The organism is Autumnicola aciditolerans (genome assembly GCF_041679265.1).
Lineage (GTDB): Bacteria > Bacteroidota > Bacteroidia > Flavobacteriales > Flavobacteriaceae > Autumnicola.
Map to the genome: position 1 here is coordinate 1 of NZ_JBGFSM010000006.1, position 15,172 is coordinate 15,172.

Annotated in this window: 11 protein-coding genes; 2 read left to right on the plus strand and 9 right to left on the minus strand. The window is 39.3% G+C overall.

Translation table 11 applies throughout. The features are described 5' to 3' along the window. Together AB8M93_RS07450 and AB8M93_RS07455 are read left to right on the plus strand one after the other, a co-directional pair. The coding region (locus tag AB8M93_RS07450) for a hypothetical protein (RefSeq protein ID WP_373056948.1) at positions 1-2,800 on the plus strand (2,800 nt) is incomplete at its 5' end. Continuing rightward, positions 2,800-5,868 carry a LamG-like jellyroll fold domain-containing protein gene (locus tag AB8M93_RS07455; protein ID WP_373056949.1) on the plus strand — a complete coding sequence of 1,023 codons (3,069 nt, stop codon included), beginning with the start codon at positions 2,800-2,802 and terminating at the stop codon, positions 5,866-5,868. The genes AB8M93_RS07450 and AB8M93_RS07455, both read left to right, overlap by 1 nt. Before the next feature lie 148 nt (positions 5,869-6,016). Here AB8M93_RS07455 and AB8M93_RS07460 read toward each other — a convergent pair whose 3' ends face one another. The 9 genes from AB8M93_RS07460 to AB8M93_RS07500 all read right to left on the minus strand — a co-directional run bounded on the left by AB8M93_RS07460 (position 6,017) and on the right by AB8M93_RS07500 (position 15,155). Further along, positions 6,017-6,892: a hypothetical protein gene (locus AB8M93_RS07460; protein WP_373056950.1), complete on the minus strand. Its 876-nt coding sequence runs from the start codon at positions 6,890-6,892 to the stop codon at positions 6,017-6,019. Positions 6,893-6,979: 87 nt separating this feature from the next. Next, positions 6,980-7,588 (minus strand): HAD family hydrolase, encoded by a 609-nt coding sequence (locus AB8M93_RS07465; protein WP_373056951.1) that lies wholly within the window; start codon positions 7,586-7,588, stop codon positions 6,980-6,982. A gap of 39 nt (positions 7,589-7,627) precedes the next feature. Beyond that, positions 7,628-8,488, minus strand: coding sequence for a glycosyltransferase family 2 protein (locus tag AB8M93_RS07470; RefSeq protein WP_373056952.1), 861 nt, complete (start codon positions 8,486-8,488; stop codon positions 7,628-7,630). Between the two features lie 9 nt (positions 8,489-8,497). Beyond that, a complete protein-coding gene (locus tag AB8M93_RS07475) occupies positions 8,498-9,082 on the minus strand; it encodes a DapH/DapD/GlmU-related protein (protein WP_373056953.1) in 585 nt (194 codons plus the stop codon). A gap of 6 nt (positions 9,083-9,088) precedes the next feature. Next, complete coding sequence (locus AB8M93_RS07480; RefSeq protein ID WP_373056954.1) at positions 9,089-10,015, minus strand: hypothetical protein; 927 nt, start codon at positions 10,013-10,015, stop codon at positions 9,089-9,091. A gap of 55 nt (positions 10,016-10,070) precedes the next feature. Beyond that, positions 10,071-11,297 (minus strand): glycosyltransferase, encoded by a 1,227-nt coding sequence (locus AB8M93_RS07485; protein ID WP_373056955.1) that lies wholly within the window; start codon positions 11,295-11,297, stop codon positions 10,071-10,073. Beyond that, positions 11,294-12,469: a glycosyltransferase family 4 protein gene (locus AB8M93_RS07490; RefSeq protein ID WP_373056956.1), complete on the minus strand. Its 1,176-nt coding sequence runs from the start codon at positions 12,467-12,469 to the stop codon at positions 11,294-11,296. The genes AB8M93_RS07485 and AB8M93_RS07490 overlap by 4 nt, the downstream gene beginning before the upstream one ends. Beyond that, positions 12,466-13,905: a hypothetical protein gene (locus AB8M93_RS07495; RefSeq protein WP_373056957.1), complete on the minus strand. Its 1,440-nt coding sequence runs from the start codon at positions 13,903-13,905 to the stop codon at positions 12,466-12,468. Before AB8M93_RS07495 ends, AB8M93_RS07490 begins: the two co-directional genes overlap by 4 nt. A gap of 5 nt (positions 13,906-13,910) precedes the next feature. Continuing rightward, positions 13,911-15,155: a glycosyltransferase family 4 protein gene (locus AB8M93_RS07500; protein ID WP_373056958.1), complete on the minus strand. Its 1,245-nt coding sequence runs from the start codon at positions 15,153-15,155 to the stop codon at positions 13,911-13,913. Positions 15,156-15,172: the final 17 nt, after the last annotated feature.

Here is a 15,172-nt window from a genome sequence, read left to right on the forward strand (position 1 = left end):
AGGAAGCGGCACGGTACAGTCTTTAGATCTTTCCGATAACGAGCTTTCCATCTCTGGAGGAAATAAAATAACTTTTGATAACTGGGATACCGATGCAACCGATGATTTCTCGGGAGATTATGACGACCTTCAGAATAAACCTGAGCTTTTCAGCGGAAATTTTAATGACCTTCTAAATCTGCCAAATCTGTATACTTCTGAAGAGGTGGACAGCCTGATGGTAAACGCGGGAGGAAGCGGCACGGTGCAGTCTTTAGATCTTTCCGATAATGAACTATCTATTTCAGGAGGAAACAAAATAACTTTTGATAACTGGGATACCGATGCTACTGATGATTTCTCGGGAGATTTTAATGACCTCCTGAATATTCCGAATCTGTATACTTCAGAAGAAGTGGATAGCCTGATGGTAAATGCGGGAGGAAGCGGTACGGTGCAGTCTTTAGATCTTTCCGATAACGAACTATCTATTTCAGGAGGAAACAAAATAACTTTTGAAAACTGGGATACCGATGCTACCGATGATTTCTCGGGAGATTTTAATGACCTTCTGAATCTGCCAAATCTGTATACTTCCGAAGAGGTGGACAGCCTGATGGTAAACGCGGGAGGAAGCGGTACGGTGCAGTCTTTAGATCTTTCCGATAACGAACTTTCCATTTCAGGAGGAAACAAAATAACTTTTGATAACTGGGATACCGATGCTACTGATGATTTCTCGGGAAATTTTAATGACCTCCTGAATATGCCAAATCTGTATACCTCAGAAGAAGTGGATAGCCTGATGGTAAATGCGGGAGGAAGCGGCACGGTACAATCTTTAGATCTTTCCGATAACCAGCTTTCCATTTCAGGAGGAAACAAAATAACTTTTGATAACTGGGATACCGATGCTACCGATGATTTCTCGGGAGATTTTAATGACCTTCTGAATCTGCCAAATCTGTATACTTCCGAAGAAGTGGATAGCCTGATGGTAAATGCGGGAGGAAGCGGTACGGTGCAGTCTTTAGATCTTTCCGATAACCAGCTTTCCATTTCAGGAGGAAACAAAATAACTTTTGAAAACTGGGATACCGATGCTACTGATGATTTCTCGGGAAACTATGACGACCTTCAGAATAAACCTGAGCTTTTCAGCGGAAATTTTAATGACCTTCTGAACATGCCGAATTTGTATACTTCCGAAGAGGTAGATAGCCTGATGGTAAACGCGGGAGGAAACGGCACGGTGCAGTCTTTAGATCTTTCCGATAACGAGCTTTCCATTTCAGGAGGAAATAAAATAACTTTTGAAAACTGGGACACCGATGCTACCGATGATTTCTCGGGAAACTATGACGACCTTCAGAATAAACCTGAGCTTTTCAGCGGAAATTTTAATGACCTTCTGAATCTGCCAAATCTGTATACTTCCGAAGAAGTGGACAGCCTGATGGTAAATGCGGGAGGAAGCGGTACGGTACAATCTTTAGATCTTTCCGATAACCAGCTTTCCATCTCTGGAGGAAACAAAATAACTTTTGATAACTGGGATACCGATGCTACCGATGATTTCTCCGGAAATTATGACGACCTTCAGAATAAACCTGAGCTTTTCAGCGGAAATTTTAATGACCTTCTGAATCTGCCAAATCTGTATACTTCAGAAGAAGTGGATAGCCTGATGGTAAATGCGGGAGGAAGCGGTACGGTACAATCTTTAGATCTTTCCGATAACCAGCTTTCCATTTCAGGAGGAAACAAAATAACTTTTGATAACTGGGATACCGATGCTACTGATGATTTCTCGGGAGATTTTAATGACCTCCTGAATATTCCGAATCTGTATACTTCAGAAGAAGTGGATAGCCTGATGGTAAATGCGGGAGGAAGCGGTACGGTGCAGTCTTTAGATCTTTCCGATAACGAGCTTTCCATTTCAGGAGGAAATAAAATAACTTTTGCTAACTGGGATACCGATGCTACCGATGATTTCTCGGGAAATTATGACGACCTTCAGAATAAACCTGAGCTTTTCAGCGGAAATTATAATGACCTTCTGAACATGCCGAATTTGTATACTTCCGAAGAGGTGGATAGCCTGATGGTAAACGCGGGAGGAAGCGGCACGGTGCAGTCTTTAGATCTTTCCGATAACGAGCTTTCCATTTCAGGAGGAAATAAGATCACCTTTGATAACTGGGACACCGATGCTACCGATGATTTTGATGGAAAATACGCTAGTCTTATAGGTGCTCCCCAAGTCTACACAAAATCTGAAATTGATAATCTTATTGCTGATAATAGTGGTTCAAGTAGTACAAACCAATTTTTGACTCTTAATGAAGATCAATTGAGCATTTCTGATGGGAACACAGTTTCTTTTCAGTCCTGGGACATGGACGTCACAGATGATTTTGACGGGAAGTATTCCAGTTTAACAGATGCTCCTGAAGTTTATACCCGGGCGCAGGTAGATAGCATAAAACAAGCACTATTGGAGAATATTAGTAATGTGTATATAAAAAAACCAGTTGTTGTTAACATTTCCTCTTCAAGAAATATATCTTCAGGCGATATTAGCAATACCATTGCCTGTACTGCATCTTCTACCTTAACCATTAGCTCTAACTTTAATGAAATGAAGGTGGGACAAACTATTAATCTTGAAGTTCATGGTACCATACTTAGCATAAAGGCAGATTCCGGAGTGACTCTAAATGGCACCTCGGCAGGAAACGCCAGTATTGGTAATAATGAGGCTTATACAGGAGGAATATTAAGAAAAACAGGTACAAATTCTTATATTGTATTGTAATGAGAAATATAATTTGTTTACTAATCTCCGTCTGTTTCTGTAGCGCAGCTTTTGCTCAAAATTTTCATTACGCATTAAATCCGCCACAAGGTGCTATTAATAATTGTGATGTAAATACTGGAGGTGTTCAGTTTGATGGTGTAAATGACTGGATAGATATTCCCGACATCATGCTTTCCGGAGATTTTACTATAGAATTTTGGGCAAAACTTGAAGGAGAAATAACTAATGATGATGCAGTACTAGGGCAAGTTGGTAAAGGTCCAGATATAAATTTTGACTGGAAAAAGGTAAGAATTTATGTACCCAATGAGGGCTCTGCAGGAAGAGTAATTTATGCCAATACAACTGTAAACCCCGGAGAGTGGAATCATTTTGCTTTTATTAGAAAAGGCAGGTCCATTAGACTATATATAAATGGTGCAGAAGATAAAATCACTACTACTAACTGGTCTGGAAATTTTCCAATCAAGGCTTTAGGTCGAGGCAATGCTGGTTTTTTTGGAGGATGCCTGGATGAATTAAGGATCTGGAACAAGGCAAGAACCTTTGAAGATATAGCTAATAACTTTAAACAGGAAATAAATCCACATGCTGATGGATTGGTTGCCTATTATGACTTCAATGCTACAGGAAAAGAGGTTGTAGATCTTTCTGGTATTACAGGCAATGGGGTGTTGGGGGCAACATTGGCCTCAGGAAATGATGACCCTTCCAGAAACAATGATGTTCCCGGAATTTGCAATTACCTGCCACAATCCCTAAATGCTCTTGAAAAAAACTCGTATGTTCTTAACAGGGCAACTACCACCTCGGCGGGGGTGTATGCAGAAGATGGAACTCTGGTTAGGACATTATGGAATAATAAATTTCAACAGGCAGGTACCTATCCGCTCAACTGGGATAATAAAGATGATGCGGGAAACACAGTAAATTCCGGTAGTTATTACATTAAACTCCTCACTAATAACCTTATTGCCGAGTGGGAAGGACCAATAGGCAATAATTCCCCATATCTTACTGGAGAAGGGGTGCAAACTTCTTATGAGCAGCTGCGAAGCATGTCCATTGTAGATGGTTATGCATATTTAGCTGCCGGTTTTAATGAAGGAAAAGCGGCACAGTGGAAAATAAATTTAAACAATCCTAATGTTCGAATACCCATAAGAATACTTAAAGAAGGTGTCTTTGGGAATGGCCAGGAAACAGAATATTCCACTACCGATGGAAAAACCGTTTATTACGGGGGGTATGACGACTGGGGAAGGGATAAGGTGAGTTTTATATTTGGCATTAACCCGGAAGATGACTCCTTTCATACCTTTAGCAATGGCAGTGCTTATACCACGGCTGCGGGAGGAGACACCTACACTTCTGCCATTGGGGTAATGACTGATGAAGTAGAATATGATAAATTTATTTCAGGGATGGCCGTACAACGTGATGGAGATTTTCTTTTTGTTTCGTATCTCAATCTTAATGAAATAAGAGTATATCAAAAAAATACTGGAAGCCTGATAAGGAAAATACCTATAAATAAACCTGCATTAACCGCTATTGAAGCAAATGGCACGGGTGATATTTGGTTACAGCATAATGGCAATATAGTAGAGAAATTCAAAATACACAGCGATGGCAATCTTAGTGCCACGGGTATTAAAATTGAAGGCACCAACAAGGTTCATGCTATGGGTGCAGATCATTCAGGAAACCTCATTGCCATAGTAGATGGGATGACGCAAACCGTAAAAAGATTTTCAACCACAGATGGTTCTTTTTTAAATTCCTTCGGGCAAAATGGCGGCTATGCCGGTAATCCCACCGTTCTGGATGATAAGTTTTACTTTTCTGATCGCCGGGACGACGGGAAATTTCTTCGGGGTGCAAAAACCTTCATCACTTATGAGACAGATGGCAGCTACTGGGTGGGAGATACCTACAATATGCGGGTTATGCATTTTAGTGGTGCAGATAAACTCCTTAATAAGATTGAATATCAGGGTGAGGTACGTTCAGCTACCGTAGACCCTAATGATCCTACAAGAGTTTTTGCTGATTATATGGAATTTAAAGTAGATTATAGTAAAGAACTTGGAGGCAATAATGGCTCCTGGAAAACAGTGAGAAATTGGAGATATCATACTGAAGGGTTTGAAAATTGGTACTATAAGCTTAGGTTTGTTTATACCTTATCTAACGGCAGAACATACGCCCAAATAAATCCTTCCAAGGCCGATGATCCCTTTGTGATTTTTGAACTGGATCCTGACTACGGATTAAGAAATACGGGCATTAAATTCCCTAAGGGCGGTAACCCATGGGTACTGGATTGGTTTTTAAAGGCTGATGGTTCCATGAGAAAATATACCCTATCTGGCGAGGAAAATGCCCGTACAGTTACCTGGGCAGAAGCGCCACTTACAGGATTTGATGCTAATAAAAATCCGCAATGGGGAAGTTTAAGAACAATCGCACAATTAAAAAACCAGGATAAACTTCAGCCATATCACCGTTATGGAATTTTTCAGAATACGCCTCCTATCCCAGACCTCTCTAAGAACGGGGTATTGGTTTCTTATGAAAACCATCATCCCGGCCTTGGAACTACGGGCTATCACCTGGGTGGTCTTAAACCAGGAACAAATGAGTGGTTGTGGAAAGCCATGCCCAGTACACCTGAAGACTACTCAGGCCCCTTCCCCACAGATGGAAGGTATGATATAGGGAATGGTGTACATTATCCCGGTGGTCCGGCTATAGTAATAGATGATCTTATATTTGCCGGTTACCATGGCGAACTATGGAAAAACTCTACTGTTAATATGTGGTATATCTACAGGGACGACGGCTTGATGCTTAAGTTATTTGGAGTTAAAGGTACCGATGTTGCTAATGAAAGCACACCTTATGGTTCTGCCGGTAATGCTCTTTCTGCCAATGTTGTAAAAATTGGAGAAGTCTATTATTTATATCATGCAGATGAAAATGCCCATGGAGGTGTAAACCGCTGGAAAATCTCAAATATTGAAAGCATCCAGGAGCAGCAGGTAAAAGTAGAGATGGAATAGCTATAAAGCAAGTCATTTCTAATACAAAACGCGGTCTGAAAAACTGTTATTTCAGACCGCGTTTTGTATTGTAAGTGTAATCATAGATAATAATACGCTTAGGGAACTTCAGAAATTGGAAAAACCGGGAGCAGTTCCCTCTTTTTGCTTATTCATCACTTTCATTTATAACAGAAGAATTTGCTGAAAATATTTGTTCTATATCCTGAAGGCTTATTTGCTTCCCCACAAAATTTCTTAATAAAGATAAAAGAATCATTGTTAAATGTGTTCCTACATAAATTGTAAACACTAAACTGAAATCCCTTAAAGGAATTTGATCAAAAATAATATAGGGAGCTAAAAATAGAAAAATAATCAGATATCGAATCCAGACGTATTTCATAAGCTGGATATTAATATACCAGAAATCCATTTTTCTACTGGCATATTCAATACTAAAGAAGCATGCTGTAGACAGCAGTAAGAGTGTAACCAACATAAAAGGAACATGGTCCATAGCAAGTATTAAAAAAGCAGATGGAATAAACCCTTTTAGAAAACGAAGGATCATAAATAAAGGAACCCGGAATCTCTCCTTAAGATTTCCATAAACAAAATAAATAAGAAACATGGAGGTGTACAACCAAACAATTTCCACATTTACCCAGGAATCTACAAAAGAAAGTATGCCATAAACAATTATAATCCTCATAAATATGGCAAAATACACATGCCTTTCTGGCACAGGATTTTTATATATTATCTTGCATATTTTTTTATTTTCCTTTTTAATAGAAATATTATCTGTGTAAATATATCCTACTTCATAGGCTACTGAGAAAACGAGCAAATGGAATATAAATCCAGAAATATTAAAAAGATCAAGGCCTTCCAGTACAACAAGAGCATAAATAGGAATCCAAATATAATCTCGTAACATTGAAGAAAAATATGCCACCACACTGGTTCGCCAATTACTATCATGTCTTCTTTTATACCTTTCTAAGGTATAAAGCAATGGAACTTTTAGTTCTAATTTCATAATTAATTATATAATGGTTAGTCTAACAGATTAGCCACTTTAATTAAAGAAACATGTTTTGGGAATGATGTAGGGGATTTTTAAAATTTATACTTCCACAATCTTATCCATATAAGGAATAAGCTCTCCTTCTGACGCTAAATCATCTGTATAGTAGATCATTTTCTCCTTTTCTTCTTTAATAAATTGCACTTTAAAATTGCCGTAAGTATCAGTTTTGATACCGCTTATGCTTCCTTTTTTAAAAAGAAATTCTGTACAAATAACTTTTTTAAAACCAAATAATGCTGCTATTTGCTGTGCCGGAACCTCTGTGCATCCCGTTAGCAATACATCTGCAGAGCTTTTATCTTTTATTAAGAACTGCCCAAGAGAAGTAAGGGATTCCATGAATATTGGGTGATAGACCTTGTTAAAGTAATTTTCCAGGTCGGCTTTTTTCTGACCTTTAAAATAAATCTTAATAAGTAGTCTTCTTGATTTTATGGGATGATAATTTTTTGTGTAAATAAGAAAAATGGCAATAGCGCGTCCTAAAAACAGTCGGCCATATTTCTTTTTATACCGAAGGAAACCATGTACAAAATCAAATGTGCTGTTTAAAGAGGATAAAGTTCCATCCAGGTCATAATAATGTTTTACTGTAGCTTTAGCAAAATCATTTAGTACAGACTTTTCTTTTTCTTTAATTTTCATAAGTGCAGATGCGATAATTTTACCACTTCTATAGTAGAGTTAGGAGTTTTCAAATGTCATATTTGCAGAAACAGCCTTTGAATCTTCAGCTTTTGGCTTCTCCTTATGAAGTTCTTTCATCTTAATTTGAATAAGAAATTCATAATATGCCATGTTAATACAATAAATAAACCCGGGAGTTCCTTCAGTAAAACCAAGGTTTAGAAAATAAGCCTGGAAAAATCTCAAGAAAGGCCAACCAGGTATCCTGCTCAACCAGGATTTTAATGCCGGATTTCTTACACTGGCATCTTTGGTAAATATCTTTTTAAAAGGAGGGCGCTTCCCAGACCGTGCAACGGCTTCCTGCGTAGAATATTTATTATGTCGCTCCATCCAGTAAAACCATCCTTTTGAGAATCCGTAGTGCAGGTATGGCTCTTTTAAATATTGAATTTCACCCTGTACTTTATCCTCTTTTTGCCCATGTCCAAAATCGGTAAACCTGGCTTTCCCTTTACGCATAAGCCTAAACTGCCATTTAGGAAAATTATCGCAACGCTTCAGCCATTTTCCATAAAGCATCATTTTCCAGCAACAGTAGTATCCGGCAACATTTTCATCTGCATCCCGAATTGCCTTCATTAATTCTGCCTTAAACTTTTTAGGTACTACTTCATCTGCATCTAAAAAAAGTATCCAGGTTTGAAGCTCCAGGTTATCCAGGGCGTAATTTCTCTGTTCTCCAAAACTCTTAAAAGCGTTCCTGCTAACTTTTGCACCGTATTGTATGGCAATCTCTACCGTCCCATCTGTACTCCCGGAGTCAAGAACATGAACATCATTGCACCAGCTTACAGAATTAAGGCACCTGGGTAAATCTTTTTCTTCATTCTTGGTAAGGACTACTATTGAAATCATTTCCTGCACTTATAAATTTATTCCTTCCAGTTTTCTTTCTTTCACCGGAACGCAGGGATGGCCTGCACAAACCATCCATGTTGGCATATCTCGAGAAACCACGGCACGCGCGCCTATTACACTACCCTCCCCTATTTTAACGCCGGGATGCACAAAGGCTTCAGCAGCAATCCATGCATGTGCACCAACATTTATGGGCCTGGTATACAAGGGGAAACCAGGTTTTGTATAATCATGTGTGCCTGCTACCAGGTGCGCTCCCTGGGAAATTACGGCGCGCTTTCCTATAACAATTTTCCCCTGAGAATATAAGGTTACCCCATTTGCTATTCCACACTCATCCCCAAGCTCCAGGTTCCAGGGAGCCCAGATTTTCACCCCGGGATAAACATGTACACGTTTACCCAATTTTGCACCAAATAAACGTAGTAAAAATGCCCTCCATGCATGAAAAGGATTTGGGGTAAACCGGAACAGGAAGAAGCAGGCAAGGTTCCATATTAGCCGTTTCAATCTATTCTGAAAACTGAAGGATGGCCCAGTAAAAGTATCTTCGTTAGTATTTGCTGAAAAATTTAAAACCGCCTTTTCCATAATCAATTAAAATTTTTCTTTAAGATACAGCCTCATTGAAATGAAAAATTTGTCCCTAAAACTAAGTGTATCTTCTTCTTCAATAGTTATTTGTATAAGCTCTGATTGCACATTGTTTTTAAACTCTGAAAAACTATTTTTAAACATGTATTTTCCTGGTCCTGCAAAATGAAAAATGGAACCTCCTTTTAACAAATGGCGAAATTCTTCGAATGAATCTATCATTCCTTTTTTACCAAAATATTTATACCCGTTTCGCTGTACCTCCAATACAGATCTTTTACGCATACCGGAGGTAACTTTTACCTGCTTACCATTGAAAAGGACCCTTTTCTTACTTTTACCCGCAAGGCATGACCAGCCAGATTGCTCAGACCACCAGTAACTTTTACAGGTTGTTAAATATTTTGAAACAATTTTTTCCAGATATCTAAAATCGATTATTTCTGGATTTACCGTTATAAGCCCTGCGTTAAGGGCGGGCACCATCTTCTCATTCCATGCCATATTCCACTTCCCTCTATATGCAGGCACATCTTCCCTCATGTAGGCAATATCGAAACCTTTCATTGGAAGCAGCACCCTGTCTTTAATGTATACATCTGTATCTATAATAGTGATTTTCTCTACCTTAGGAAACAAGATAGCCGAGTCAATAATTTTTCTCCAGGTACTATCCTTAGATCTAATTTCTTTTAATGCGGGATAATCGGTAAGAAAATCTTCAACAACAGAATTGGAATTTAGCACCTGAAAATTCATTGAAGAAAAAACAGCTTCTTCCCTGTTGCTCAAAGCACTATCTGGCAATACATAGAATTGTGAAGAAGAGATATTCTGAATATTACCCCAGCTTTTCATGCAGGGGATGGTCCACTCATTATCTATATAATTAGAACCGTACAATGTAATTAAAGGGTTTTCCCTATTCATATTAGTAGTATTCAAAGCAGCTTCAGGAGGGGATTAAATTTTGTTTCAGAAAGGTTTAAAACGTTATTGAGGAAGGCGCTTCTTTAAGAAGAAAGCTTTCTTTCCATTGGTTTACAAAAGAATCCATGGCGTATTGCTTCTTATAGCAATTGGCCGCATTCAAACTTTTTTCTTTTTTTTGGTTATCCGGCATGCCGCACCAGTTTTCCAATAATTTTATAGTGCCGGAGAGGGAGGCTGGAGCTACCAACCCTGCAGAAGCCTCCTCAATTTCCCTCCAGATGTTTACCTGGTTTGATATAAGTACAGCTTTTGCACAGGCGAGCGCTTCTATTATTGCAATACCAAAATTCTCCTGTTCGCTGGGTAAAATAAACGCCTCACAGCCATAAAAAGCACCCCATTTATCCATGGCAGTCAACATTCCTGGAAAAAATACCATCTCCCTTAAATCTTTATTATTTTCTACCATTTCTTGTACTTCCCTACCGTATAAAGATTCCTTACCCGGCCCTGCAATTACCAGAGCGGGTAATTCTTCCTTATTTTTCTTTATAAGATATTCATAGGCATTAATAAGGTTTTTTACTCCCTTCTTTTCGTGAATCCTACTCAGGAAGAGAATGTAAGGTTTTCCTTCCAGGTTACATTTTTTACCAAATGCACGCGTCATGGACAATTCATAAGCGGGAGGCGCTTCAGTCCCCAACCCTACTACAATTTCTTTTGTTGGTTTATAGGGGTGAAAAGGTTCATGGGCCAACCGTCGCTCCTCCTCACAGGTAAATAAAATTCCATCTGCTGCATTGATGACTTTAGATTCAATAAATTTCCAGTATAAAGTATTTCGGGCTGCCTTTATTTTCCTGGAGCTGGCTTTCTGAAAATAAGGATCAAGCATGCCATGAGGCATGATGTAAAGCCGAGGGCATTTTTGTTCCTTTATTCCCACTTTTTTTTGCTCCTTAAGATTTTTTAAAGCTTTATAAGTGGCGAAAGAATTGTATAACCACAAACCATGGATGATCACAAAATCATAATCCTCCAGGTTTTTCTGCAGCCATGGCACCAGTTTTTTGCTATAGCTCCAGGGAGATTTGGCAGGCCCGAGTGCATAGACTGCAAAATTATCTTCTTTTAAAAATGCTGCTTCAGGATCATCAAGGCATAAAACCTCATTTTGAAATTCTTCTTCGGATAGTCCTTTTACAATGGTACGTACTGCTTTGCATACGCCACCAAGCTGAGGATCCATTCCTTCTATAACGTGCAGAATTTTCATGAATTTTTATAGCTATGAAGAATTTCAATATAAATTTGCTCAATATTATCTAATGCGAGATTTTTGTCGAAGCGTTTGGCATTATCAATGCCCTTTTTAATCATCTTTTTTCTTTCTTCTGGCTGCAAAGTTAGTAACTGCTGTAATACCGCTGCTGACTTAAAGGCCCATTTTTCAACCTGTTCTCCTTCTGTTGGGCGCTTGCTTATATAATATGCGGCCTTGCCTGCCACTTCAGTCATAGGAGCCTCATGGGTGGTTATAACAGGGCATCCAGATGCCATTGCTTCAGCAATTGGCCATCCAAAACCTTCTGCGAGAGAAGGAAAAAGGAATGCTCTCGCTCCACAATAGGCAAGCTTCACTATATTATCAGAAGCATTTTTAATGAAATGGATATCACTTTTAAAGGGAGAAGCTTCAAAGACTTTTTCAAGAGCTGATAACGGTGCCTGCCCAACCAGGAGCAATGGCAAAGCGGCCCCGGAAGTTTTTCGCCAAGCATTATAAATTTCTATTACTCCAATCCTGTTCTTGTACCATTGGTTCCCGCCTACGTGTAAGATATACCCATCCCCTATTTGTAAATTTATTTCTTTACTCAGTAATTTACGGGCATTATCTGCATCATGAGGTAAAAATTGCTGATTTAATCCATTATAAACCACTTCTGATCTTGCAGGATTAACTTTAATGAATTTACTCAGGTCCTGCTTTGTTTTCTCTGAAACTGAAATAAAGTTTTTCCCTGTGGAATAACCATTTCTAATAAGTGCCTGGTATTGCTTCCCTGTCCAGGAGGTTTTGTTTTCCTCAATTTCATTTAATGCGGAACGTTGCGCCAGAAAATCGTGGCAATGTACCACGTGGGGTTTATCTGCAACAAGTTTAACCCATGGCCCTAACGCATGATCTGTGAAGACAAATAAGGTTTCCCGTGGTAATGCCTTTTTTTTCCTGCGAACCTGTACAGGAAAAATTAAATATTGATCGATATAGCCCATCCATTTTTTAAGGTTTTCTTTTAATGGGAATTTGTGAAAATATTCCTTAGGGGACCATATTTCAACCTCATGATGCCTGGCTTTCATACCCTCTGCCAACATTTTGGCAAAACGGGGCATACTTTGGTGGTTAAGAAATGTGGGATGAGCAAAAAAAACGATTTTCATGTAATTCCTTTTCCATTACTACCCGGCCTTTCCCAAAAGGTTTGCTCTTCTAATCCTTCTTCCTTTTCCTTAATGTTTAAAGCGCCCAGGACCAATCCTCCTATTAAGGTACTAAATCCAAGTGCAGTGGGTTGTGCCCATTGCCCCTGCGGAATGGTTATTAGGGCAAAACTCAGCAAAATCCATGGTAGCAAATTGTCATATTTTAAGCTGTTATAACTTCTAAGGCTAATTTCAAAACAAAATGCCAGCCTTAAGAGGATCACTAAGATGCCTAAAACGAATCCCATTTCGCCTATGAGACGCGCCCATTCTCCTTCAGCTATTAAAAAGGAACGCTCCCCCGTTAATAGTGCACTTCCTGCATTGGTTCCCATTCCAAGGCCATATCCAAAAAAGGGCAGGTCATTACTATTTATCACTGCAGATATCATCCCCCCAAAATATCTTTCTATGAGTGAACTCGCAACTCCGCCTTCAATACTACTGGCATCTTCAAAACGGGCGATAAAAGCTTCCATAGCAGTTTGAAAAAAGGAAGTTTGGCTTAGCATGGCCAGCAATACGAGCATGCAAATTCCAGCAATTAACATTCTTGAAAAATACTGAGGCTTCTGAGAGATGGCTATCCCGGTAAAAATAACTGCAACTACAATGGAGAAAAACAAGCTCCTGCTAATAGATAAGGGAATAGAAGCCAGTACAGCCATAGTGGAAGCAAACAATAAAAGCTTATTAATATTGTGTCTGTTAACCCAGAAGTAAAGAACAAAGCAGGCAACCAGGCTAAAGAACATAGAGTTTCCGGTAGTAAAAGAAAAGGTTCCAGAGGGCCGGAAAAACCCCATAGCGCCACTAAAGCCAGAACCTTCTGTATCCCCTCCTATCCCCCTGTTTACCCATGCTGATTGCGGGCTATAGAATTGTAAAGCCGTTAATATTACCAGCGGTATGGAAAGCCACAAAAGAACTTTCCCTATTTTAATGACATCATCTTTATTAAAAATACTGCCTATTACAAACATCAGTGGAAAATGCAGAATTAGAATACGTGCTCCAAAAAGACTTACAAACAAATTACCATGTCCAAATATAAGTGTAGTTGAAATCCCAATTATTGCAAGGGCCACCATTCCTGCAGAATAGATGTTAAAAGGCACGATATCTTTTTTCCAGGCTAAAAATAATATCCAAATTGCTATAGGATCCCTAACTACCAATAATGGAGCTGATAACGCAGGTATGCCCCATTTTCTCAATGCTCCTTCAAAAATTAACAGAAGAAAATAACACCATATTCCGGCTTTAAGATATTTATATCTCTCAACATTGGCTGCAAGGCTTTTATGGGTACCCTCATTCATGGTGTTGGTCTCCTCCTGCTGTGCTTCCCCCCTAACTGTAGCATTACTGGATGTATAAATCATTTCTTCCATGCAGGTTACTCCTTATGATTCCTAATTGCTTCTGCCAATTCTTCTCCATAAACCTGCCATGGGCGTAACCTTGCCTTTTCTACCGCTGCTTTCCCTACTCTTGAAATTTGTTCTGGATTTGCAATAAGTCCTTCTATTTCATTTCGTAACGCTTCAGTAGAAGCTGCTTTAACAAGCCATCCATTTTCATTATGAGTGATAAGATCTGGGCCTGCTGTGCGATCTGTTGTTATCACAGGAGTTCCCTGAGACATAGCCTCTGTAATTACCATCCCAAAACCCTCAAAAAGAGAGGGGAAAAGAAGTACATCATGCTCCCGCATTAATTTAAGAACTTCTGCATGAGGTAGTGTGGGAATCCATGTATGTTTTGATAATGCCATATCCAGGGGCTTGCAATTGTTAGATGCTTTGTGACCCACCACCGTTAAGGAAACATAAGCTTCCAGCCCTTCAACGGCCGCAAAAACATCGGCAATTCCTTTTCGTTGCGATAGCCCCCCCACAAAAAGCAGCTTCAGCTTCCTATTGGTTTTAAGATCATTATATCTTCTTTTCTCCAGAGCTGGAGGAAATCCATAAGGGATAATTTCTACAGGGGCCAACTGCCCCGGAAAATCTGCCAGGCTCCTTGCGGTAAAGGTACTGGCAACAAATATACGGTCGGCCATTTTTAATTCCTCATCTTTCCGTTGTAGTTTAGCTTCAGAATCTTTCATCCCTGTTAGGGTGGAAGACCATCCCGGCCAGCGCTCCTCTTCTGCCTTCAGCATTTTTTTTGCAGTACGCCAATATCCTATTGGTAAATCATAAAAACGAGAAATACCATTTTTTTCTGCTTCTATAAAAGAAAACCATGCACCGTCCTCGTAACCATACACAGCGTTAGCTCCTTTATTTTTTGCAGGTTTTATCCTGGAAGCTACTTTACGGTCTTGATTTTTGTATACCGCATCTACACAAAACACCCCCTCTTCATGTTTGGTTAACCTATCCATCCTCAGCTTTTGTGCAGCCATACGTCCTGCTTCTTTCCATGGGCTGGTATAAGTAAAGCCACTTAATTCAGGTTCAAAACCTCTTCTTTTTAAATCTGAAAGAGGGCGTAATGTGCTCATTTTGTCCAGGAAATTACCTGGAAAAGTAGCTATTGCTGTATGAAATTCATATAACATTCCGGCATTCATTAATCCTTTTAATAATGCCCGGTTAAATTGGTTACTGGTGGGGTGGGAAATAATCACTTTCATATATGGCAATATATCTA